Here is a 24,221-nt window from a genome sequence, read left to right on the forward strand (position 1 = left end):
TTTTAGAAATTTAAGGTGTGATGATTGTCTTTGATAAAATTGTTGAGTCAGAATTAAATGTATAAATAATAGGAATACCGGTTGCTAATTCTTGAGAGATAATTTCCTCACCATTTAAACCTTCAAGTGCCATAATAAGAGCACGAAGAGTGTTACCGTGTGCTGCGACCAAAACAGTTTTAGAGCGCAAAATATGCGGTTGGATATGGTAAAGATAGTAAGGCCAAACGCGTGCACCAGTATCGCGTAGACTTTCTCCATTAGGGGGAGGAATCGTATAAGAGCGGCGCCATATTTGCACTTGCTCCTCTCCCCATTGGTGACGGACCTCATCTTTATTCAGACCAGCAAGATCACCATAATTTCGCTCATTCAATGCTGGATTTTTTATCAATTGCAAATCAGATTGTTCCATCTGCTCTAAAATGTGTTGCGCCGTTTTTTGCGCGCGCTGTAAGGCAGATGTATAAGCAATATCAAATTTTAAACCAGCTTCTTTAAGTTTCTTCCCTGCAGCTATTGCTTCAGCATGACCTTTTTTTGTCAAATCGGGATCTTTCCAACCGGTAAAAAGGTTTTTGAGATTCCATTCACTTTGTCCGTGACGGATAAGTACAAGTGTGCGTCCCATTATGAATTTCCTACATTACATTGACTGTTTAAAATTCATCGTTCAATCCCAAAACGTCAAGCATTGAATAAAGACCATTTTCGTGGTTCTTTGCCCATAAAGCTGCTTTTAATGCACCATTGGCAAAAATAGAGCGTTCTTGCGCTGCGTGTGAAAAAACGATACGCTCATTTTGGCCGGCAAAAGTGACACTATGGTCGCCAACAACCGTTCCACCCCGTGAACAGGCAAAGCCTATTGTGCCTTTTTTGCGTTTACCTATATGGCCACTGCGTTCACTTACACTCACATTTTTAAGCATAATATCACGACCTTCTGCTGCTGCTTGCCCAAGAAGAAGAGCTGTTCCTGAAGGGGCATCAACTTTGCTAGCGTGATGCATTTCGTAAATTTCAATATCAAAATCATCAGGTTCTAATGCTTTGGCAGCTCTCTTTACAAAGTTCGCTAACAAATTTATCCCAAGGCTCATATTGCCGGATTTGACAATAGTTGTATATTTCGCAAAATCTGCAATTTTTTCTTCTTCTGTTTTACTAAATCCCGTTGTGCCAATAATATGGGCAAGACCTTTTTGAGCAGCATAGTTGGCGTAGAGAATACTGGCTTGTGGCTGTGAAAAATCTAAAATACCTTCAGTATGAGAAAAAGCATTTTCAGGATCATCCGTGATCTGAATGCCAAGAGGGTTTGAACCAATCAATGTGCCGGCATCTTTGTTTACAAAAGGTGATCCTTTGCGCACAAGCACAGCACAAAGCTCTATATCTTTTCTATCTTGGATAGCTGTAATGAGCTCGCGCCCCATTTTTCCATTAGCACCAACAACTGTAAGGCGCATATTTTTCTCCTTATAACTTTACTTTTTAAGTATAGGCAAATTCTCTCTCTCTTTCCAACGGTTCTTTATTCTCTATAGAAAAAATTTTACTTCTTTAGTTGTGTGAAGGAATTGCTAGTTTATAGAAGTGCATGATAACATGATAAAAAGAGCTTTTGTTTTCGTTATAGAGTAAACAATGTGAGTGTTACGCAATACGTTTTTTATATGTATTGGGCAGAATGGAGGATTACAAGTTGGCACCATCATTCTATTCTTCAGCTCTCAATACTGCTACAGTTTTTGCATTTAAACAATTCATTAAGAGGCATTTTAAATTCTTTCTGAAATGATTTTTATTTGCACGCTAATCCTGCTTGTAATGTGCAAGAAAACATTTTTTGATTCATCATAAGATAGGGCGGAAATAAGAAAATATTCTTGTATTTGGAAGATTTCCAATTGTAAAATGATGAACTGTCTTTATAAGTCAATCCCTTACATGGTGTATAAAAATGCATAAGATTTTATTGGTGCAGAAGCATATTTCTCTGAGATCTTTAATATTACTTCCATTTGTCGGGAAAGGTGTTTAGAAGTCAAGATCCGCATAATGAGGACTCGCTACAATTCCTCGGATGCGATCTGTTAAAAGAGAGCGAAAAGAAGGTCGCGATTTCATCCTCATATACCAGTCTTTTGCGGCGGGGGATTGTTCCCAGTCAATCTCCCCCAGAAAATCAAGTACAGAAACAGATGCTGCGGCTGCTAGATCCGCATAAGATAATGCAGAGCCGACTAACCAGTCGCGAGATGCACAGAGCCAATTGAGATAGTTCATATGTGGTAAAATGTTGGCGCGCGCATTGCGTAAAATTTGTGAATTGGGAGCACCACCACCAATGGCTAGCGGCATTTCACGTTTATAGATTCGTTCTCGTACAATATGGCGTGCTGCTTCATTTTCAAATTTATTTAAAAACCAGTCGTTGAGGCGGCGCACCTCGGCACGGTCTAAAGGGTTTGCTGGAAAGAATTTGTTCTCTTGTCGTAAACTCCCATGTGTTTCATCTAAATATTCGTAGATCACAAAGGCTCCTGATAATGGAACTTCATGTTCATCAAGAAGAACGGGGACATGACCAGCTGGATTCAATGCGAGGAATTCATGCCTTCTTGCCCATTCATGTTCTTCAATCAGTTGAGTGCTTACACCATATTCACCAAGAATGAGGCGTATAAATCGAGAGGCAGAAGATAGAGGAGAATGAAAAAGTGTCAGCATAATCTACACTATCAAATAGAGTTGATGAGAATTCTTTCAAGTAATAAGAATTTTTATAAAGGTGCTTTACTAGAAGTACAAGATTATTAGTAAAAGCTCACAATTATGTTTAATAAACTTCTAATAAAAGGAATATGTTCTATGCTGCGATTGCTTGTAAAATGGCAGCACGCAATTCTTCCAAACCTAATGCTTTTTCTGAAGATGTCACAAGAATTTCAGGATATGCTGCTGGATGTTTGAGCAGCTTTGTTTTTGTGGTTATTATTAATTTTTCAAGGACGTTCGATTTTATTTTATCACTTTTCGTTAAAACAATTTGATAAGAGACAGCTGCTTTATCAAGAAGATCTAGAACATCTGCATCATTTTTTTTGATTCCATGGCGTGAATCAATCAAGACATAAACACGTTTTAATGTGGTACGTCCCCGCAAATAGTTAAAAATCAACTCTGTCCACGCATCAACCATATTTTTAGGAGCTTCGGCGAAACCATAACCTGGCATATCTACGAGCGCTATAGGGGGGAGATCTCCAAGTTTTCCACTGAAGCCATCGGGGACAAAGTAATTAAGTTCTTGAGTCCGCCCTGGTGTATTTGAGGTACGTGCCAAGCTTTTTTGTTGGACGAGTGCGTTGATTAAAGATGATTTCCCAACATTGGAACGTCCCGCAAATGCGATTTCTGGTGGTCCTTCTGGTGGAAGAAAGCGTATTGCAGGTACACCACGAATAAAAACCCACTTGCGAGAAAAAATTCCAAAAAGAGATGAACACTTTGTCATTCATGCACTTCTTTTTTGGGTGATTTTCGCCACAAGGCTTTAAGATTATCAAAAAGCTCAATTTTAGCTCCTTGACGTTTCATCATGATGCCTTGCTGAATCATCGACAATATATTGTTCCATGCCCAGTAGATGACAAGACCAACAGGGAAGGAAGCAAGCATGAAAGTAAAGATGACTGGCATCCACGCAAAGATCATAGCTTGTGTTTGGTCTTGAGGGGCTGGGTTCATACGCATTTGTAAAAACATCGTTATTCCCATGATCAAAGGCCATGCACCAAGCATAAGAAACGTTGGAGTTGTGTACGGTAAAAGGCCAAACAGATTAAAAAGGGAAGTTGGATCGGGTGCTGCTAAATCTTGAATCCAACCAAAGAAAGGTGCATGCCGCATTTCGATGGTGATATAGAGAACTTTATAAAGAGCAAAAAATATTGGAAATTGAACCAACATTGGCCAACAGCCCGCAAGAGGATTGATTTTTTGGGTTTTATATAGTTCTATAATTGCTTGTTGTTGTTTGGTTCTGTCATCTGGATATTTTTCTTTTATTTCTAACAACATCGGTTGCATAAGCTTCATACGCGCCATAGATTTATAGGACTTATTTGCTAGCGGGAAGAGAAGCGTTTTTAAGAGCACCGTGACGAGAAGAATGGCAATACCAAAATTGCCTGTTTGCTTATAAAGAAGGTCAATAAGAGAAAACATTGGTTTGGTGATGAAATCAAACCAGCCCCAATCGATTAAAAGAGCAAATTTCTTAATTTTCAAGCTACTTTGATAATGATTAATGATTTCAACTTGCTTTGCACCAGCAAAAAGGTGATTTGTAACGGTTTTTGTTTCATTTGGAGCAATAGTTAAAAGCGATCCTAGCAAGTCAGACTGATAATGTGTTTGCAAGCGATCAAAATAAATAAAGCGGCTTGTATATTCTTTATCTTGTGGGGGGATAACCGCTACAGCCCAATATTTATCGGTAATGCCAATCCAACCTCCTGTTACTTTGGAGAAAGTTATGCTTTTTTGGCCATTATCAGGATTTGGATCAAGCTCCGCTAAGTTTTTATATTTCTCAGTTTTAAGTGAATCACCTGCAATACCTATCATGCCTTCATGAAGCAAGTAGGTTGCATTTGTATGTTCTGGTGGAGCTGCGCGTGCAACGCGAGCATAGGATGAGAGATATATTGGTTTATCCCCTTCATTGCTGATAGAATCCTCAATGGTAAACATGTAGTGATCATCAACAGAAAGAATACGGCGGAAGATTTGTCCTTGTCCGTTATTATAAATTAAAGTGACCGGTGTTGAAGGGGTCAGTGTTGTATTGTTTCCCTCTATTTGCCATTGTGTATCAGATTGTGGCAAGGCTTCTTTTGACAAAGATGGACTGGTAAAACCAAATTCAGCAAGGTAGGTCGTTGTGAATCCCTTTGGGTTCAACAAAGCAATTTCCGGTGATTTCTTCTCTACTGTCAGACGATATTTTTTGAGGAGAAGATCATCAAACTGTGCACCAACAAGATTAATGGAACCTTCAAGTTCGCTGGTTTTTATGGCAATACGATTTGTTTTGGCTAACACAGCACTCCGGACTTCAGGAGTCATTTTGTGATCAATTACAGATGCTGATCCGTGCGTTGATGCTGCATCAGAAAAATTTGGAGTAGGAGTAGAAAGTACTGACTGTTGTTTTGACAATTGCTGTGCGATGATTTGCTGTTTTTCTAACTCAGCCTGTTTGGGAACAACATGAAGAAATTGCCATACGATGAGCACACAAAAAGACAATCCAATGGCGATAAAGAAATTGCGGTTATATTCCATTCGTACACCCCTGTTGCCGTTTTTGATGTTTTGTTTTGAGTTTTATTCGTCGGTTTAATTCATCGATTAAAGATGCAAAAGGTGCATGAAGCACATCAGGACGCGCCACAATGACATAGTCTGTTCCTGCTTCCATGTTCTCTGTTAAACCAATCCTTACTGCTTCGCGCAGACGTCTTTTGATACGATTGCGTTTGACAGCATTGCCGTTTCTACGTGTAACTGTGAAACCTACACGCGCAACAAGAGGAGATTTTATTCCTGCTGTTTGTTCATAGGACTTAACTTCAAGCAAAAATAAAGGACCACGTCGTTTTTCTCCTGTGCGTACCGCTAAAAAATCTGCTCTCTTGCGAATACGGCAGGGATGTTTTTTCTTCATAAAGAGCGCTTCGCAATTTTGCTAAATGCCCGCAAAAGCAGGCATAGGAGATTCATAACAAAAACTTCACAACAAAAAAACATAAGCGATATTCAATTGGTGTGAAAATTTAAACGGTTAAGCAGACAATCGCTTACGTCCACGCGCACGCCTCGCGGCGATAATTTTACGGCCACCAGCTGTTGCCATACGTGCACGAAACCCGTGGCGGCGTTTACGAACAAGTCTAGAGGGTTGGTAAGTACGTTTCATTTATTTAAATACCGCGGAGCGCGGCCCTTCTTAATTTTATGAACAGTTATGCGCTAAGTAAACAATCCTATCCTATCATGTAACCGCTGACTCATAAGGAAAAACACAAAAAAAGTCAATCTTAGATTATTCTTTTCTCTTTATTAAAAGACACAAAAAAATCTACAGTAGATGTGTATTTTATTCGTAACAGTTTAAAAGTTAAGAAAAATAATAATTGGTAATAGCTCAGTTTACAGTTATCTCTTTTATAATACAAGTGAATACTCAAGACGTTAAAGGAGTAACGAAAGAATCGTTGCTTGTTATTTTATGATTGTAGCAAAGTGTATTTGTTTTAACATAAAAAGTGTGTTCAGTTTTGCCTCTTAAAGGCCTTTATAGAAACATTCGTAAAGTGTTACATGAAACATGTTTCATAGGATTTTGTACCAGATTTTATGCTCGAGGTTTTTATTGAGACTGGTTTCCTGTTTTATAGAGATAAAGTGTAATATATTTACATTTTATAATTCTCATAAAGTGGAAAATTTCAGGTGGTTAAGTTGAAGTGTTTTTGGTCATTATTGCTATATTTTCTGGCATTTGTATAGAGAGGAAAGAGCATGAATCCTATTACAAGCGAGGTTATCCGCAGTGCGTTACATCAAGTCAAAGGACCGGATTTTGAAAGCGACATTGTATCATTGGGGCTTGTTTCAGAAATATTGATTGCGCATGGTAAGGTTTTCTTTTCCATTACAGTTCCAGATGGACGTGTGCAAGAATGGGAATCGCTGCGCCGTGTTGCTGAAGAAGTGGTATGTGCTTTGGATGGGGTTGAATCTGTTGTTGTTACACTTACGGCAGAAAAAAAATCGAAGGTATCGTCTCATTTTCTTGCGTCAAAACGTAGAGTAAAGGGATTGCCTGCAAAAACGCCGATAGAAGGTGTGCGGCATGTAATTGCGGTTGCTTCTGGAAAGGGGGGGGTTGGCAAATCTACAATGGCGATAAATATTGCCTTAGCTTTACAGGATTCTGGTTTCAAAACAGGTTTGATGGATGCGGATATTTATGGTCCATCTTTGCCACGGTTGACAGGACTTGTTAACCAAAAACCACAGCTTATTGGCGAGAAAAAACTTCAACCTCTTGAAAAATTCGGACTTAAATTGATGTCGATGGGTTTTTTGGTTGGGGAAGAAAAACCAGTGGTATGGCGTGGCCCTATGGTAATGGCGGCTGTGACGCAATTGCTCAGAGATGTTTTATGGGAACCTCTTGATGTTTTGGTGGTGGATATGCCACCAGGTACAGGGGATGCACAATTGACACTTGCTCAACAAGTGCAGTTAACGGGTGCGTTGGTTGTTTCTACTCCACAGGAGCTTGCCTTGGTTGATGCACGTAAAGCGATAGAAATGTTTATGAAAGTCGATGTTCCCATTTTAGGACTCATTGAAAATATGAGTTATTTTATTGCTCCTGATACGCGAAAACGCTACGATATTTTTGGTTATGGTGGCACGCGTGCAGAAGCAGAACGCCGAGGGGTACCTTTCTTAGCAGAAGTGCCACTTGATGCGGCTTTGCGGTCTTCCTCAGATGGCGGTGTACCTATCTTTGTCGCTAAGCCTGATGAGGAGCATGCCAAACTTTATCGTGCGATTGTTGATCAAGTGAAAGACAAATTTTGTTAGATTTACGTTTTTCTTAGAGAGTTTTCTAGGACACAATATTAAAAAACATAAATAGCTGTTTTTATGGGAATTGCATTCCATGAATGTCTCATTTTTGGGTTAGATTTTTTAGATGTGAAATGGGCAAAAAACTAATCATACGGTGAGCGATAATTTTGTTTTTATAAAAAAGCTGTCAGTTGTTTTTTTGTTAATGGGATGAAAGATCTCATTTGAGTGCGAAAAACACGGTTTTTTTATACGAAGTTGCTGAATATTGATCATAGCGTTGCAAAATGAGATGTTGCGGTACGGATAGTTCATGTTATCTAAAAATGATACAGTCAGTTGTTGCTGTTGCTAGTAAGTGATTCATTTTTACTTGGGGTAAAGATTTTAACATCGATAAATGAGGCTGATTTTAAAAATGCCGGTTATAGAGGTTATCGGGAGAATTTAACTCTTAAAAAAGATTGAATAAGCTCGCAATGTGGGAATGAGTAGAATTATTTCTTCGGTTCTTGAGCAAAGGTTTTGCGGAAAATTATTGGGACTGATGTGGTTATTGGTAACGCTGGGAGTTCATTCTATTGGAGGGGATAATAATGAACAAAAAGGGGGTATGATATCAAAAAAGCATGGATGATGGTACAAGCTATCTTGTTGTGCTACGAGCAATTATTCGAGTGAGTGATCTTTTGGTAGAGGCAAAGAAAATTTTGCAGAAAGAAATCATTGATGATCACAGATAAAAGTTTTTGTTTAGAGCTTGTGAAGAGGGGATATTTGATTATGAAAGAAAGGTATGTGTGAAAAAACATATTTTATAGGTGCTCATGCTTATTGTGCACCCGTCATAGAACCAGGGCTTTATCTTGTGGCAACGCCTATCGGAAATCTTGCAGATATCACTCTTCGTGCTTTGCAAATACTTGCAGGTGTTGATATTTTAGCGTGTGAGGATACGCGGGTGACGCGTGTTTTGTTAGAACGCTATGGTATTCAGAAAAAACCATTTGTTTATCATGAACATAATGTGCAGAAAGCAGGGGTGAAGTTATTAGCAGCTTTAGCAGAAAATAAAACTGTAGCGCTTGTCTCAGATGCTGGGACACCGCTTATTTCTGATCCTGGATTTCGATTGGTAGAAGAAGCACGCAAAGCTGGTCACAAAATCGTTCCAATTCCTGGGGCATCAGCACTTTTAGCTGCTCTTGTTGCAACGGGGCTTCCTACAGATAGTTTTTTCTTTGCTGGTTTTTTGAGTGCGCGAAAGGTACAGCGTCAAAAGCGGTTGGAGCAATTAAAAGCTATTCCCGCAACGTTGGTTTTTTATGAATCACCCCATCGTCTTGTCGAGACTTTACGGGATATGGTCTCTTTTTTTTCGGCTGATCGTCCTGCCGCAATTTGTCGTGAATTAACAAAAAAGTTTGAAACAGTAGATGTTTCTCATTTAGGAAATTTGTTAGAAAATTACAGTAAGCAAGCGCATATTCGTGGGGAAATTGTTGTGCTTGTTGGGGAAGCACTTGCCTCTTTGGAAGTGATGAGTGATCAAGAAATTGATGAGATGTTATTAGAATTGGCGTGCACACATTCTGCGGCTCAAGCGGCTGCTTTGGCGGCAAAGAAAACTGGCTTAAAAAAGCAGGAACTTTTTCAACGGTTGAATTTTTTAAAAGATGCGTAAAATGATGGGGAAAAGCATACAAAAAGAACGTAGGAAAAAGTCTTTTTATCGGGGTGTTCGTGCAGAAAAATGGGCTGCTTGGTGGTTACGTTTTAAAGGGTTTTACATTGCTGAAATTCGTTTTAAAACAAAGTGCGGTGAAATTGATTTAATTGCGCGGCGCGGAAATCTTGTTTTAATCGTTGAAGTAAAAGCGCGTTCAACATTGGCTGAAGCAATGGCGGCGGTTTCTCGGGTGAATGAGAGGCGCATTGAGGCTGCAGCTGATATTTGGTTAGCACGACAAAAAGATCGTGCGCTTTTGTGTGTACGCTTTGACTTGATTGCAATTTTACCGTGGTGTTGGCCGCAGCATATTCCAGCCTTTTTTACGTCTGATAAATAAGAGTTTCTATATCATTGTAACCATGGTAGATGGAAAACATTTCGTTTTTATGAGCACATGGGGTGAAAAAGTGCTTAACAGTTTGAGCACTATGAGGAGTGAAATAATGGATGATTATGAAAAGTTTGCAACGGGTTTGTTGATTGTTTTTGGAGCACTTATTATTGGTGGTCTCATGGCAATGCATATTGCACTCATGAATAAGCCAGGTTTTTTATTTGCATTAGCAGCTGCTGTCGTTGGTTGGTTTTCTGCTTTTGCAGTTATTTTTGATAAGCCCAAAGTTTATTTGGGATTGATTATTCTTGCTATGTTGTGTGTTGCTTCCTCAATTAGTATTTACGTTAGTTAAAATGCGTGAAGCGCTGGTTGAGTTCTCTTTCAAATTATAAGGATAAGGAAAAGAAATGAAAATTGGCTTTTTGGGAACGGGTAAAATCAGTACCTCAATGATCGAGGGTTTAATGATGAGCGCTTTTGACGTTTCTTCCATTATTGTTTCTCCCCGCAATGCACAAAGTGCAGAGCGCCTTTCACACAATTATGATAAGGTTATTATTGCTGAAAACAATCAAGCATTGCTGGATTTTAGTGATTGTGTTTTTCTTTGTTTGCCCAACCAAATTGCAGAAGAAGTTTTGCGTTCTCTTCGTTTCCATCCAGAACAGCTTGTCATTTCCGTGCTTGCCATGGCAAAAGCAGCAGAAGTTGAAGAGTGGATCAACCATAAGGTTTATCGTGCTGTTCCGCTTCCTTTTGTGGCAGAATGTAAAAATTTGACGCCTATTTATCCTGATCATCCATTTTTGCGTATTTTGTTTGATGCGTTGGGAGGAACATTGGTGTTGGATGCAGAAGAGCAGTTTAATCTTTTTATGACAGCAGGTTCACTCATGGGGGTTTATTTTAATTTTATAGAAACAGCACACCAATGGTTTGTGACACAGGGGTTGGAAAAACAACAATCAGCAGATTTTCTTGCCATGATGTTTGGAAATCTTACGGATGAAATGCGCAAAACTATAGCAGCCGATTGTTCAAAACTTCTTGATTTTTCTCTGCTTGAGAAAGAGTTTTCAACGAAGGGGGGAACAAACGAGCTGTTGTCAAACTGTTTTTCTCGTCAAGGGGGAAGGAGTGCTTTAATAACGGCTCTTGAGACCACTTTGCAAAAAATAAACGTTCCGTTTACACATTAAAATGCTGGATTAATATGTTCTTTCCGGTCTTAATGAGAGTGGTATTCGTGTGCTCGTTTAGATTTATGTGAACATATACATATTTTAAAACCAAAACAGATTGATATTCAGAATTTTTCTACAGTGATAAGTTAATTTATAAAGATAATTTATCGTTCGTAACTTGAATGAGAACACTGAATACAGCACGCTTCTCTTCTTTTAATTTCTCTTTTCATGAACCAAAAAAACGTTTGTTTTTATATGTTATAGAGAGGATCAACATATGGGTACAGATCATTTAAGAAGGGAGTAAATATGCTCCTTTATAAACAAATTTTATGAGTGGGTGCAACATTTTGCGCTGGCAAATAGGATGGTGATGCCTGTTTGTGCTTTCATAAACGCAAAGATGATAGTGCCTGATGGATCTTATATTATACTGTTCATGGAGGAGGGCGAAAATAGGTTTTGGGAGTTATGAGAAACATCTCTTTGAAACAGTTGCGTGAATGCGTAGCGTAAAATGGTGTGTCGTTCATTACGAGGGACGTGAATCCAGTAAAGAAAAGAGAAAAGCAAAAGCGTGTGGTGTTGTGCAATCTTCATTCTTTAAAAGATATTGCTGTGGATGTTTTTGAAGGTCGGAGAACTGAATTAAAGAAGATGATGAAGATGCACAATGGGTTGCGTCTTTACGAGCAGAATGTTCCCACTATATTAGTCTTTGTTTTGTTATTGATAGATAAAAAATTTTAAATAACCGTTATGTTATAGATATTTCTGATGAAAAAAATGATGCGGTAGTAAGAGAGTTTTTGATTGTGGGAGTAGTGATAGAACACATTCTACATTGTGCAAAAACTCGTGCCTTAAAAGTATCGGATGGGATTTTTATTTTAGTAGAATGAACAATGATTACATATTGAGATAAAGTGGTCCCTCATTGCCTTGCGGACAGGTCCAATTGATATTTTGGTTGGGGTCTTTGATATCGCAGGTTTTACAATGTATGCAGTTTGAAGCATTGATAACATAAGTTTCTTGATCATTATGGTCTAGCCATTCGTAGACAGCTGCGGGGCAATAGCGTGTCGAGGGCCCTCCATAGATTGCATATTCGGAGTCTTTTTGTTTTTCTAATGAGGCTATTTTTAAATGGCAAGGTTGGTTTTCTTCGTGATGTGTATGAGAAAGTGCAACACTAGAAAGACGATCAAAGGTTACAATACCATCTGGTTTTGGATAAGCAATGGGTTGAAATTTTTCTGCTGGTTCGAGACATTCATAATCTGCTTTTGTGTGAGAGAGTGTTTTAAATAAGGAAAATCCAAATAATTGTTGCCACCACAGATCAAAGCCGGCAAGCTTAATTCCGTATTTTGTGCCGAATTTTTCCCAGAGTGGTTTCGCGTTGCGTACTTTATAAAGATCTTTGCCAATGGGACCTTTTCGCCAATGTTCTTCGATTTCTTTGACTTCATCATGGGCGCGGCCTTGAGCAAGAGCGGTAGCGATTTTATCGGCTGCTAATATACCAGATAGGATGGCATTGTGAGATCCTTTGATACGGGGGACATTGACAAAACCAGCAGAACAGCCAATAAGCGCTCCACCGGGAAAGGTAAGTTTTGGTACAGATTGCCAACCGCCTTCGCTGATGACGCGTGCACCATAAGAAAGGCGCTTTGCACCTTTGAAAATTTCATAAAGTTGAGGGTGTGTTTTAAAACGTTGAAACTCTTCGAAGGGAGAAATATAAGGATTTTTATAATCTAAGTGCACAACAAAACCGGCAGAAACTAAGTTGTTTTCTTGGTGATAAAGAAAACCGCCACCACCGGTACGATTGTCTAAGGGCCAACCGGTAAAATGTTGAACTAAACCAAGTTTGTGTTTTTGTGGATCAACTTCCCAAAGTTCTTTGAGACCGAGACCAAACTTTTGTGGTTCACGGTTTTTACTAAGATCAAATTTCTGTATTAGTTGTTTTGCAATGGAGCCACGCGCGCCTTCTGCGACTAGGGTATATTTTGCTAGTAAGGCCATACCTGGCATGTAATTTTTCCCAGGGGCCCCATTCTTTTCAAGCCCCATATCACCTGTGAGAACACCAATGATAGCTCCATTATCGTTTTGAATGATTTCTGTTATGGCAAAACCAGGATAGATTTCGACGCCGAGCGCTTCGGCTTTTTTGCTTAACCAACGGCAAACATTTCCGAGCGAAACGATATAGCATCCATCATTTGATAAGATTTTTGGGCGCAAAATATTGGGAAATACTGTGGCGTTTTTGGGCTTTAGAAGAAAAAACTGATCATTGGTGACAGGTGTTTTGAAAGGATGATCGTTTTCATTTCTCCATTCTGGCAAGAGTGTATCAATGCCGATAGGGTCAACAACTGCTCCAGACAGGATATGTGCACCAACTTCAGTGCCTTTTTCAACGATTGTGACAGAAAGTTCGGGGTTAATCTGTTTGAGACGAATTGCGGCAGAAAGTCCTGCAGGTCCAGCTCCGATAATTACTATGTCAAATTCCATAGTTTCACGTTGGTGATGCACAGATGCATTCATGGCTTATAAAGCTTTCTCCAACTCAGGAATAATTTGATGAAGATCGCCTACAAGGGCGTAATCAGCAATTTGCATGATAGGGGCTTCAGCATCTTTGTTAATAGCTACAATAACTTGCGCATCCATTATGCCGGCTAAATGTTGGATTGCACCGGAAATACCGACAGCAATATAGAGTTCGGGAGCAACAACTTTGCCTGTTTGTCCAATTTGCCAGTCATTAGGAGCATAGCCTGCGTCTACTGCTGCGCGACTAGCACCTAAAGCAGCTTTTAGTTTGTTTGCAAGGGGGAGAAGGAGTGCCATAAATTGCTCTTGTGAGCCAAGACCACGTCCGCCTGATATAATAACACGTGCGCAGGTGAGATCAGGGCGATCACTTTTGTTGGTTTCTGCTTTTATGAAAGAAGAAAGGTTTGGATTGGGAGCTGGTGTTATCGTTTTAATGGGAGCAGTGTTATTTTGGAAAGGGGCTGGTATGAAAGAGGCTGTACGGACTGTAATAACTTTTTGGCGATCAGTGGTGCGTACAGTTTCAAGTGCATTTCCTGCATAGATTGGTCGTTTAAAGGTATCGGGGGCAATAACCGCGATAATGTCTGAGATTTGCATAAGATCAAGAAGAGCAGCTACGCGTGGCATTACATTTTTACCAGTACTGGTAGATGCAGCCATGATCACATCATAATTATTCGCATATTTGACAATTGTATTTGCCATAGGTTCAGCGAGTTGATGTGCTAAATAATCAGCTTCAGCAACAAGAATTTGCCGTACACCAGCGAGCTTGGAACTGTTTTCGGCAATCTCTTGAACCTTTGTTCCACAAACCAAAATATCAATATTATCGCTGATTGCTTGCGCTGCGGTGAGTGCTTTTGCAGTTTCCTCTATATTATGTTCGGCCAATAAAAGAATTGCCATAAGTTTTTGCCCTTTTATACAGTGTTGTTTTTGATCTATTTGTTATCGAATATTAAATGCGATTTGTTTGTTTTAGCGCATTGACTAGTTCTGCTACATTAGCCACTTTGACACCAGATTGACGGGCTTTGGGCTCTTCAACGCTAAGGAGTGTTAAGCGTGCTTTTGTATCTACGCCAAGGTTGGCAAGTGCTTTTTGTTCAATGGGCTTCTTTCTTGCCTTCATAATATTGGGCAGAGAAGTATAACGTGGTTCATTTAACCGTAGATCAGCAGTCATCACGATGGGGAGGGGTAGACAAAGAGTTTGTGTGCCATTATCTACTTCACGGATAACAGTTGCGTGCCCATTTTCTATGTTTAGATTTGAGGCAAAAGTTGCTTGCCCCCAACCAAGAAGCGCTGCTAACATTTGTCCGGTTTGGTTGCTATCATCATCAATGGCTTGTTTTCCTAAAAAGACTATATCTGGTTTTTCATCATGAACAATGACCTTGAGAATTTTAGCAATTGCTAGGGGTTCAAGTGTCTGCTCTGTTGTTACAAGGAGTGCGCGATCTGCACCCATTGCAAGCCCTGTTCGTAAGGTTTCCTGTGCGGCTTCAGGTCCAATTGAAACAAGAACAACTTCTGAAATTTTTCCAGATTCTTTCTGGCGAATTGCTTCTTCCACGGCGATTTCGTCAAAAGGGTTCATAGACATCTTTACGTGAGATAGATCAACGCCTGTGCCATCAGGTTTGACGCGTATTTTGATGTTATAATCAACAACACGTTTGACAGCGACAATTATTTTCATGATGATCCTCTTTGTTTGTATGATCAAAAGTTTATCCTAATAATCATAAGAAACCAAATCGTTTAGAACTGAATTTCACTTATAATTGGTTTTCTCATTATATAAGCTTTCTTACATTTATTTGTACTCTTATCATCGTGTCCAATCTATATTTGGCTTTTTTTGCACTTCAATAATTGTCTTCTTTGTTTGAACAAAAAGTAAAAAATCAGTGTGTTATGAGAGCATTCTTTCTTTAGGTTCGTATGCTTGCTTTATAACGGATATCAGAGGTCTTTTATGTAATGGCAAAAAAGTAAAAAAAGCAAAAATGGAGGAGAGGCTTTTCAATTTAAATTTTGAAAGCAGGAAAATTAAAGTTCACTCTTTTAAAGATTTTTGGCAATGTTTTGGAAATTCTTAAAGCTCTATTTACTAAAATAGAGCACACTTTCCATTCATTTGTGCGATTCTTTGCAAAAAATTAATGAGGCGTGGCATTTGCAATACAGTGAGGGGTAGTGTTTTTGAATACGAAGAGTCATATTATAGAGCAAATTAAGCATGAAAAACCCTCTTTTTTTGCTATTGAGCAAAAGGAGAAGGTGGGCACGCCTACTGAAGTGACGATGTCGGATATTGCTAAAAAATTGCGCTTGGTTCATGCACAAATGCAGATGAAGCATTCACCGCGTCATTTGACATTACAAAGCTCTGTGGAAGAGAGTTTTAAATCTTACTTGGATGATATTAGTCGGGCAATTTTGGCAGAGTATTATATACGTCGCCAAAAAGAAAAAAAGCTGTTTGAGCATTTAGAGCAGATAAAAACGCTTGTTCAGAGTTTGCATAGCGAAAAAAAAAGCTTAGAACAAGCAGCAGTAACACGGTATATGTCTCGTTCAAAATCGTTTGATTCTGTTGTACAGCATCTTGCTCATATGAAATGTGAGGAAAGCCAAGAATGCGCGTCGCTCCAAAAGGTACAAAATTTTTCGGAACAAAATAGCATAACTCCAATCCAAACAAATATTGAAAATACATTGCAACAGGGGAATAGAAGCTCTTCACCAATAGAGGATATGAAGTCTTCTTCAAAAGAGGCTGAGGAGTTTGTGGAGAATTCTGTAATAGAAGAAAGGCGCTCTGCTGTTCAAGCATCTGGTCGTTGCATTGAAAATGATCAATCTTCTTCATTGAAAGCGGAGTCTCTGGGAATTTCCTTTTTTTTATGTTATCCCATTAAAAAATTTCTTCTTTGTTTTTTAATCATTGCATTTATGGCAGCGATGACGTTATGCTTTTATGGTTTTTTAAAAGGAGTTCATTTTTTTAATTTTATGATGTTAGGTTAAGTGATGTGTAGTAGGTTGCACATTCATAATTTTGCAAAAACGTGTGTAGCATCTAAACTTGTTCTTTTAAACGTGCAATAAAGATTATTGAAGAGGGGAGTTGATTAAAGAGAAGCTCTCGAATTATCTAAAAATTCAAATTATCTTGAAGGTTCTGTAAGTGAGTATTTATTTACCAATTGCTGAAATGTCACTCAACATGCTGATCTTGATTGGTATGGGAGTTGTTGCTGGTTTTTTTTCAGGCCTTTTTGGAATTGGTGGTGGTTTTCTCATCACGCCTTTATTGATTTTTTATAATATCCCTCCTGCTATTGCTGTTGCAACAGGGGCTAATCAGATGATTGCATCATCTGTAACTGGGGCGATTACACATTTTAGAAGACGTACTCTTGATATAAAACTTGGTATTTTTTTAGTGATTGGAGGAGGGATTGGCTCTCTAATCGGGATTCAGATTTTTTCTGTTCTGAAAAAATTAGGGCAATTAGATCTCATGATTTCGCTTCTTTATGTGATTCTTCTTGGGAGTGTAGGAAGTCTGATGATTATTGAAAGTTGGCGTGATATGGTGCGTCAACGCACAGCACAAAAAGTCAATGTTCGTCTTGCAGGTAGACATAATTGGATCCATCGCTTGCCGTTGAAAATGCGTTTTCGGACATCAATGATATATGTTAGCATCATTCCAGTTTTAGGAATTGGTCTTATTGTTGGTTTATTGTCTTCTATTATGGGGATTGGTGGGGGATTCTTTATGATACCAGCATTGATTTATCTTATGCGTGTCCCAACTCGTGTGGTGATTGGAACTTCACTTTTTCAAATTACATTTGTCTCTTCTTTTACCACAGTTTTACAAAGTGTAAGTAATCAGTCAGTTGATATTGTTTTGGCTTTTTTACTGATGCTTGGCGGAAGTATTGGTGCACAATATGGAACACGCACTGGACGAAAATTAAAGGCTGAACAATTGCGCATGGCGCTTGCATTTTTGGTGTTGATTGTATGTATGCGTCTTGCTTTCCAATTATTTGTACGCCCTGATAATCTTTTCTCTCTGGATATTCTGATGAGATAAAAATGGGTAGATTATTTTCTTTATGCATTATTGCCGGTTGCTTTTGTATAGTCTCTTCTTCTACGTGGGGGCATGTTGGCACGAAAGCTGCGCTCCTTGATCAAGTTAATCACGAGACTATCCAAATTATCGTAACAACGAGTACGATTACAGTTGATGCACATTTTGATGGTCGTGATTTTTATATTGCTGGTGTTTTGGAAAATATTGATCCATTGTATTCTCGACAGAACCGCTATGATATTGTTGTGAGCTTGGAAGGACAAGCTCGATCTATGATTATGCGGGAAAAAAAACGTAATGCTGGGGTTTGGGTTAACACAGATTCTCTCACTTTTAAAAATGTTCCTCTCTTTTATTCTATGGTCACAACGCGTGAGACTGATGCTATTACTGGTGTTGAAGATTATAAACGTTTGAGACTAGGATTGCCCTATTTGTTGTTGCAGACGGATGAACAAGATCAGAGGAAAATACAGATTTTTCGCGATGAACTTATAAAATTGCAAAAAGCCAAAAACCTTTATCATGAGGAAGTGGGTGGCGTCCGTTTTGGTTCCGGTGCACTATTTACAGCGCATTTTCGTTTGCCGGCAAATATTCCTGTCGGACATTATCAGGCTCGAGCTTATCTTTTCCGCGATGGGGAATTTATTGATAGTGCGACTACAACTCTTGAAATCGTTAAAGCACATATTGCTTATACAATTTTTCATGCAGCGCATAAGCATAGTTTTATATATGGTATTGTAGCGGTAATTGTGGCTATTAGTACAGGCTTTTTATGTCGTTTAATTTTTCGAAAAGATTAGTAGAAGGGAAACGTGAAGGCGTTTATTTTTTATGAAAAATGCGTAGAAAAAGAAAAATAGGCACAACAATAATGGCACCCATCATGGCTATATGGAAAAAATTTGCAAGAGTTATAAATCCTGTTTTCCATAGAGATTTAAAAAATTCTATTATTTTTTGCACGAGACTTGGAGGAGTCCACCCAAAAAAGTTCATCACGATGCCAACAAGGAATGAAAGGATGAGCAATTTTAAAGCAACATGCCCTGATGTTCTTCCAAGAAATGCATGAAGAGAATTAGACAACTTTTTCCTTTTGTTCATTTTAATTCACTTTCGCGTATATTACGCTTTCACTGCATAACACAATCATGTTATCATCAAAAAGAAAAAATGTTTCTTTTGTTTTTCCTTACTTTTTTTTCGAGTTCACCACCTTGTAATACTGGTGTAACATCTGCGCTTGTTTCTGAAACGCGTTCGTGTTCTGTTGGCATTTTTCGAGGTTTTTTCATAGTATTCCTTTCATTAATTTGATGGATATTGTTTAGTTTCTAAGAATTTGTGGGAGAATATTGATAATGTCTCGACGTTCTACATGATGATGAAAATTTTCTGTACTACGTCTAAGAACCTATAATAGCTTTATATATTGTGTATAGGGCGTAATTTCAAGACATCTTCTCTTAGAGAGACTATTCATCTGGGTAAAATTGTGCTCGTATAGGTATTAACAGTGGATATTTCAATCTGCGTAAATTGAAAAAATAGTAAGTTTGTTGTTGAAAAAGCATGCAGAACAAAGGAAGCAGAGTTTAGTGTTTCTGAAAGAGTGGGGAGCTTTTAATTGGATTGTTGAAGAAAGTTTTGGTTATTATCTGCGGATGTGTGGTAAAATGACAGATTATTATGCTGCTCATGCTTCAGATTACACTCTCTTTGCCTTAAAATATCGCGAGGTACAAATTTGAGTTGTATTTGCATGTGGAGTTATGGAAAGCTCAAATTCCCTCTGAATAAGGGATAGATGTGGTTATTGTGGGCAGTTTACAACTTATTTAGGATTATCAAAATATCAAATTGTTATGGAGGTTTGTGAACAAACGGGAGTTGGCAGTTTGATGACACTTCTTAGAAAATCGTAAGAAGAAGTTCTGTTTGATGAAATAAAGAATAAGCTTTTGCCTTATATGCCCTGAGTTTAGGTGTTGTGGCATCATCAACAGGTAGTTATCATGGCTGATATCACTCATTGGATATTAGAGCATTTTCTGTTGCATCTTTTTGTTTGTCCTATACCTGTTCAGGGGGAAAGAATAGTTGCAAGGTAGCTGCTGCTTTTGAAGATTTTGAATGTTACTTCTAAGAGGTGTGGTTTCTAAGCCTTATCTTATTATTTTTGTCTGTCGTTGTTGCATGGGGAATTTATAGAATAAGCTTTAAAAGGAAAAGTCTATGAACTTGAAAAGAAAAATATTGAAGGGTAGCAGCTCTTTTGTTTCTGCTGTTATTGCTTTGGGGATACTTGTGCAACAAGTTGCAGCAAAAACACCTGCCGATACCCTCGTGATGGCTTTGAATCTCGATTCAATCGAGACTTTTGATCCTGCGCAAATCAATGAACGTTATGGCAATGAAATTGTTGCCAATATTTGTGATAATTTAATCGATTCTGCTACAGATGATCCAGCTAAAATAGCGCCTTCTTTGGCAAAGAGTTGGGATGTTTCAAATGAGGGTGGGGGTACGGTAATTACTTTTCATTTGCGCGATGGTTTGAAGTTTAATGATGGTCGGCCTGCTGGTGCTCATGATCTTGTTTGGGGTATGAGGCGGATTGTTAAATTGAAGTTGTCTGCAGCAGCAGTATTTAACGAATATGGAATTACAGAACAAAATGTTGATTCTACTCTTCAAGCACCGGATGAAAAAACCGTAGTGATGAAATTTGATAAACCTTATCCAGCAGAGATAATCCTTGGACATATTCTTACTACTCGTGTTGCTGCTTTGCTTGATCGTGAGACAATTATGAAACACGAACAAGATGGTGATATGGGCAATCGCTATTTGGCAAGTCATGCTGCTTGTGTTGGTCCTTATCAATTAGTGAGCTGGCGTTCTGGAGAAGCAATTTTGTTGCGTGCAAGTTCCAATTATTGGGGAGAGGCAGTAAAATTGAAGCAGATTTTAATTCGTCATATTGCAGAACCTGGAACACAACGTTTATTGTTGCAAAAACACGATATCGATGTTGCACGTAATTTGATGCCAGAGGATATGGTAGATCTTCAAGCAACAACAGATATTAAGATTGAAAAAGTGTTGGCGCCATCTGTGATAATGTGGGGATTTAATATGACAAATCCCATTTTTGCCAATGAAAAGGTGCGTTTGGCGATGCGCTATCTTATCGATTATGACACTCTTGGAAAGACTCTTCTTAAAGATGTTGGTATTCCACGGGCAAGCTTTATTCCCATTGGTAATCTTGGGGCTTTGGATGAAAAAGAAGGGCAGCCTTTTAAACTTGATCTAAAAAAAGCCAAGCAGCTTTTAACGGAAGCAGGTTATCCGAATGGTTTTGAGGCCAATATTTTTGCAGGAAAATCTCCTTATCCTTTTGCTTTGCCTATTGCTCAGTCTATCCAGGACAATGCAAAAAAAATAGGTGTGCGCTTTAAGATTGAACATTTTGTAGGGACGCAGTTGTTTTCAAAACTTTATGCACGAGGTTTTGATACAATTTTTATGGGATGGAATAACGATTCTGCAGATCCTTATACAATGGCTTCACGTCTTGTTTATAATCCTGATAATCGATTTGAGGCTAAAAACACAGGCTATCCTAGTTGGTGCCATGGCTATTTTGATGAAGATATGAATAAGAAGGTAAGGGATGCCCTGTTTCAAAAAGATCCACAGAAACGGGCACAAATGTATGCTGATTTGCAGCGTGATTTTATGCAAAAAGGACCCTATGCTTTTATCTATCAGACATATAGTATTATCGCTATGACACCTGATGTAAAAAAATGGGTGTGGAATAGTGCACCACGTATTTTTTATAATGCCATTGAAAAATAAGTATGTCTTAAATGTTGTAACATATAAAAATACTATCATGATATCTTCGATGTTTTGTATAGCGTTTAAAAGTTTAGCAAAATATCGAAGTTTATTGGTAAATTGTATTGGTATATTCTCTATAGAGTAACTTCAAGACACCCTTCTTTAGAGAGGGGCTATGCATTTTTATAAAATGCATGTACACATAGATATTAAGATTGGAGATTTTAATCTTAAGTAAACTAAAAAAATAATAAATTTGTTTGTTAAAGAAACGAGCACACTGAATATAAGCAGAATTTAGTATTTTTTAGAAAAAGCGGGGGACCTTAGAATGTACTGTTGAGAAAAAATTTGGTTGTATGTAGGTGAATTTGGGGAGTATGAGGTTATTGTGGAGCTGATGCTTCAAATTGCACTGCCTTTCCTTAAAAATGATGAGATACTGGGGACTGTCCTTGGTGTGGGTTCATGGAAATGCTCAAATTGCCTTGTTAGGAAGGAGATGAGTGTCCATGGTTAGCAACTGTGCTTATGAGGATCATCAAAATATCAAAGGATGATTGAGGTTTTTAAACCAACCGAGGTTGGTGCTCTGAGGATTCTTTTTAGAAAGTCGCAAAAAGAGATTTGAAGCAGAAGTCTTGTTTGATGAGATAAAGAAGAAGTTTTTGCCTTATATGCCCTGAATTTAGGTGTTGTGGCATCATCAACAGGTAGCTATCATGGCTGATATCACTCATTGGATATTAGAGCATTTTCCGTTACATCTTTTGTTTTGGCCTAACCTGTTCAGAGGGAACGAATGGTTGGAAGGTAGCTGCTGCTTTTGAAGATTTTGAATGTTACTTCTAAGAGGCATGGTTTCTAAGCCTGATCTTATTACTTTTGCCTGTCGTTGTTGCATGGGGAATTTATAGAATAAGCTTTAAAAGGAAAAGCCTATGAACTTGAAAAGAAAAATATTGAAGGGTAGTAGCTCTTTTGTTTCTGCTCTTATTTCCATGGGGATGTTTGTGCAACAAGTTGCAGCAAAAACGCCTGCCGATACTCTCGTGATGGCTTGGAATCTCGATGCAATAAGTACATTTGATCCTGCACAACTCAATGACCGTTATGGAACTGAAATTGTTGTCAATGTTTGTGATAATTTAGTTGAATCTGCTAAAGATGATGCAACTAAAATGGTTCCTTCTTTGGCAAAGAGTTGGGATGTTTTAAGTGATGATCAGAGCACGGTAATTACTTTTCATTTGCGTGATGGTTTAAAGTTTAATGATGGTCGTCCTGCTGGTGCTCATGATCTTGTTTGGGGTATGAGGCGGGTTGTTAAACTGAAGATGTCTAATGCTCCTACATTTAATGAATATGGTATCACAGAACAAAATGTTGATGAGGCTTTTCAAGCACCGGATGAAAAAACCGTAGTGATGAAATTTGATAAGCCTTATCCAGCAGAGCTTATTCTTAGCAATATTTCTACTAATCGTACTGTTGCTTTATTGGATCGTGAGACACTCATAAAACACGAACAAGATGGTGATATGGGAAACCGGTATTTGGCCAGCCATTCTGCTTGTGTTGGTCCCTATCAGATAAGTAGCTGGCGTCCTGGAGAAGCTCTTTTGTTGCATGCAAGCTCCAATTATTGGGGGGATGCGCCTAAATTGAAGAAGATTTTAATTCGCCATGTCGCGGAGCCTGGAACACAACGTTTATTGTTGCAAAAACACGATATCGATGTCGCCCGTAATTTGATGCCAGAGGATATAGCAGATCTTCAAGCAACAACAGATATTAAAGTTGAAAGAGTGTTGGCGCCTTCCATGATCATATGGGGCTTTAATGCGACAAATTCTATTTTTGCCAATGAAAAGGTGCGTTTGGCGATGCGCTATCTTATTGATTATGAAGGACTTGGTAAGACCCTTCTTAAAGATGTTGGTGTTCCACGTGCAAGTTTTATTCCTCTTGGTAATTTTGGAGCTTTGGATGAAAAAGAAGGACAACCCTTTAAACTTGATCTTCAAAAGGCAAAGCAGCTTTTAACGGAAGCAGGTTATCCGAATGGTTTTGAGGCCAATATTTTTGCAGGTGCATCTCCTTATCCTTTTGCTTTGCCTATTGCTCAGTCCCTTCAAGACAATGCAAAAAAAATTGGCGTGCGTTTTAAAATTGAACGTTTTGTAGGTACGCAGTTGTTTTCAAAATTTTATGCACGGGGTTTTGATACGATTTTTTTCGGATGGAATAATGGCTCTGGTGATCCCCATACAATGGCTTCACGTCTTATTTACAATCCTGATAATCGGTATGAGGCAAAAAATACAGGCTATGCTAGTTGGTGCCATGGGTATTTTGATAAAACTATGAATCAAAAGGTTCAGGATGCGTTGTTTGAAAAAGATCCACAAAAACGGGCGCAAATGTATGCTGATTTGCAGCGTGAATTTATGCAAAAAGGGCCTTATGCTTTTATCTATCAGACATATAATATTGTTGCTATGACACCTAATGTCAAAAAATGGGTTTGGAATAGTGCACCACATATTTTTTATAGTGCAATTGAAAAATAAAAGAGTATTAAGTTTATAAAATACGAAAAAGTATGATTACGATATATTTAACGTATTGCAAAGCGTTGAATTTTATAGGTGATATGTCTCTATGTTTTATAGAGAATTTCATTTCAAAACATTCTCTTTTAGGAAAAGATTTTATTCTCATTAAAGA

General features: G+C 38.4%; 23 protein-coding genes. 11 read left to right on the top strand and 12 right to left on the bottom strand.

Going from position 1 to position 24,221, the window contains the following annotated elements; genetic code table 11:
• Positions 1-10: 10 nt before the first annotated feature.
• The 7 genes from J7R13_RS02260 to rpmH form a co-directional block, all read right to left on the bottom strand.
• Positions 11-631 carry a 2,3-bisphosphoglycerate-dependent phosphoglycerate mutase gene (locus J7R13_RS02260; protein WP_208437293.1) on the bottom strand — a complete coding sequence of 207 codons (621 nt, stop codon included), beginning with the start codon at positions 629-631 and terminating at the stop codon, positions 11-13.
• A 28-nt stretch (positions 632-659) separates the two neighbouring features.
• Entirely contained in the window at positions 660-1,472 is an 813-nt protein-coding gene (dapB, locus tag J7R13_RS02265) for a 4-hydroxy-tetrahydrodipicolinate reductase (RefSeq protein WP_208437294.1), read from the bottom strand.
• A gap of 571 nt (positions 1,473-2,043) precedes the next feature.
• Positions 2,044-2,736: a glutathione S-transferase family protein gene (locus tag J7R13_RS02270; RefSeq protein WP_004859723.1), complete on the bottom strand. Its 693-nt coding sequence runs from the start codon at positions 2,734-2,736 to the stop codon at positions 2,044-2,046.
• Between the two features lie 139 nt (positions 2,737-2,875).
• Complete coding sequence (gene yihA, locus J7R13_RS02275; protein WP_208437295.1) at positions 2,876-3,523, bottom strand: ribosome biogenesis GTP-binding protein YihA/YsxC; 648 nt, start codon at positions 3,521-3,523, stop codon at positions 2,876-2,878.
• Positions 3,520-5,358 carry a membrane protein insertase YidC gene (yidC, locus tag J7R13_RS02280; RefSeq protein ID WP_208437296.1) on the bottom strand — a complete coding sequence of 613 codons (1,839 nt, stop codon included), beginning with the start codon at positions 5,356-5,358 and terminating at the stop codon, positions 3,520-3,522. Before yidC ends, yihA begins: the two co-directional genes overlap by 4 nt.
• A complete protein-coding gene (gene rnpA / locus J7R13_RS02285) occupies positions 5,348-5,740 on the bottom strand; it encodes a ribonuclease P protein component (protein ID WP_208437297.1) in 393 nt (130 codons plus the stop codon). Before rnpA ends, yidC begins: the two co-directional genes overlap by 11 nt.
• A gap of 117 nt (positions 5,741-5,857) precedes the next feature.
• On the bottom strand, positions 5,858-5,992 hold the full coding sequence (gene rpmH / locus J7R13_RS02290) for a 50S ribosomal protein L34 (RefSeq protein WP_208437298.1): 135 nt from the start codon (positions 5,990-5,992) through the stop codon (positions 5,858-5,860).
• A 605-nt stretch (positions 5,993-6,597) separates the two neighbouring features.
• On the opposite strand from rpmH, the gene J7R13_RS02295 reads away from it, so the two are divergent.
• From J7R13_RS02295 to J7R13_RS02315, 5 genes are all read left to right on the top strand, one after another.
• A complete protein-coding gene (locus J7R13_RS02295; protein WP_208437299.1) occupies positions 6,598-7,674 on the top strand; it encodes an Mrp/NBP35 family ATP-binding protein in 1,077 nt (358 codons plus the stop codon).
• A 784-nt stretch (positions 7,675-8,458) separates the two neighbouring features.
• Entirely contained in the window at positions 8,459-9,346 is an 888-nt protein-coding gene (gene rsmI / locus J7R13_RS02300) for a 16S rRNA (cytidine(1402)-2'-O)-methyltransferase (RefSeq protein WP_208437300.1), read from the top strand.
• A gap of 16 nt (positions 9,347-9,362) precedes the next feature.
• Positions 9,363-9,731 (top strand): YraN family protein, encoded by a 369-nt coding sequence (locus J7R13_RS02305; protein ID WP_208437441.1) that lies wholly within the window; start codon positions 9,363-9,365, stop codon positions 9,729-9,731.
• Positions 9,732-9,837: 106 nt separating this feature from the next.
• Positions 9,838-10,083 (top strand): hypothetical protein, encoded by a 246-nt coding sequence (locus J7R13_RS02310; RefSeq protein ID WP_004859707.1) that lies wholly within the window; start codon positions 9,838-9,840, stop codon positions 10,081-10,083.
• A 55-nt stretch (positions 10,084-10,138) separates the two neighbouring features.
• On the top strand, positions 10,139-10,930 hold the full coding sequence (locus J7R13_RS02315; protein ID WP_004859704.1) for a pyrroline-5-carboxylate reductase: 792 nt from the start codon (positions 10,139-10,141) through the stop codon (positions 10,928-10,930).
• 897 nt (positions 10,931-11,827) lie between these two features.
• On the opposite strand, the gene J7R13_RS02320 is transcribed toward J7R13_RS02315, so the two are convergent.
• The 3 genes from J7R13_RS02320 to J7R13_RS02330 are packed head-to-tail and all read right to left on the bottom strand — an operon-like array spanning position 11,828 to position 15,212.
• The gene (locus J7R13_RS02320; protein ID WP_208437301.1) at positions 11,828-13,489 is read right to left on the bottom strand and encodes an electron transfer flavoprotein-ubiquinone oxidoreductase; all 1,662 of its coding nucleotides are present in this window, start codon (positions 13,487-13,489) and stop codon (positions 11,828-11,830) included.
• Positions 13,490-13,492: 3 nt separating this feature from the next.
• On the bottom strand, positions 13,493-14,413 hold the full coding sequence (locus J7R13_RS02325) for an electron transfer flavoprotein subunit alpha/FixB family protein (protein WP_208432466.1): 921 nt from the start codon (positions 14,411-14,413) through the stop codon (positions 13,493-13,495).
• Between the two features lie 52 nt (positions 14,414-14,465).
• The gene (locus J7R13_RS02330; protein ID WP_208437302.1) at positions 14,466-15,212 is read right to left on the bottom strand and encodes an electron transfer flavoprotein subunit beta/FixA family protein; all 747 of its coding nucleotides are present in this window, start codon (positions 15,210-15,212) and stop codon (positions 14,466-14,468) included.
• Positions 15,213-15,718: 506 nt separating this feature from the next.
• On the opposite strand from J7R13_RS02330, the gene J7R13_RS02335 reads away from it, so the two are divergent.
• The 3 genes from J7R13_RS02335 to J7R13_RS02345 all read left to right on the top strand — a co-directional run bounded on the left by J7R13_RS02335 (position 15,719) and on the right by J7R13_RS02345 (position 18,439).
• The gene (locus J7R13_RS02335; protein WP_208437303.1) at positions 15,719-16,546 is read left to right on the top strand and encodes a hypothetical protein; all 828 of its coding nucleotides are present in this window, start codon (positions 15,719-15,721) and stop codon (positions 16,544-16,546) included.
• Between the two features lie 160 nt (positions 16,547-16,706).
• A complete protein-coding gene (locus J7R13_RS02340; protein ID WP_208437304.1) occupies positions 16,707-17,627 on the top strand; it encodes a sulfite exporter TauE/SafE family protein in 921 nt (306 codons plus the stop codon).
• Between the two features lie 2 nt (positions 17,628-17,629).
• Entirely contained in the window at positions 17,630-18,439 is an 810-nt protein-coding gene (locus J7R13_RS02345) for a TIGR02186 family protein (protein ID WP_208437305.1), read from the top strand.
• A gap of 22 nt (positions 18,440-18,461) precedes the next feature.
• Here J7R13_RS02345 and J7R13_RS02350 read toward each other — a convergent pair whose 3' ends face one another.
• Both J7R13_RS02350 and J7R13_RS09825 read right to left on the bottom strand, forming a co-directional pair.
• Entirely contained in the window at positions 18,462-18,743 is a 282-nt protein-coding gene (locus tag J7R13_RS02350; protein WP_208432471.1) for a DUF6460 domain-containing protein, read from the bottom strand.
• A 56-nt stretch (positions 18,744-18,799) separates the two neighbouring features.
• A complete protein-coding gene (locus J7R13_RS09825) occupies positions 18,800-18,934 on the bottom strand; it encodes a hypothetical protein (RefSeq protein WP_281432028.1) in 135 nt (44 codons plus the stop codon).
• Between the two features lie 303 nt (positions 18,935-19,237).
• Between J7R13_RS09825 and J7R13_RS02355 the strand changes: the two genes are divergently transcribed.
• The 3 genes from J7R13_RS02355 to J7R13_RS02365 all read left to right on the top strand — a co-directional run bounded on the left by J7R13_RS02355 (position 19,238) and on the right by J7R13_RS02365 (position 24,064).
• Entirely contained in the window at positions 19,238-19,390 is a 153-nt protein-coding gene (locus J7R13_RS02355) for a hypothetical protein (RefSeq protein ID WP_208432472.1), read from the top strand.
• A gap of 484 nt (positions 19,391-19,874) precedes the next feature.
• Entirely contained in the window at positions 19,875-21,506 is a 1,632-nt protein-coding gene (locus J7R13_RS02360; protein ID WP_208437306.1) for an ABC transporter substrate-binding protein, read from the top strand.
• Positions 21,507-22,432: 926 nt separating this feature from the next.
• Positions 22,433-24,064, top strand: coding sequence for an ABC transporter substrate-binding protein (locus tag J7R13_RS02365; protein ID WP_208437307.1), 1,632 nt, complete (start codon positions 22,433-22,435; stop codon positions 24,062-24,064).
• Positions 24,065-24,221 lie beyond the last annotated feature (157 nt).

This window comes from Bartonella taylorii 8TBB, from assembly GCF_902825155.1.
Classification (GTDB): Bacteria; Pseudomonadota; Alphaproteobacteria; order Rhizobiales; family Rhizobiaceae; genus Bartonella; species Bartonella taylorii_A.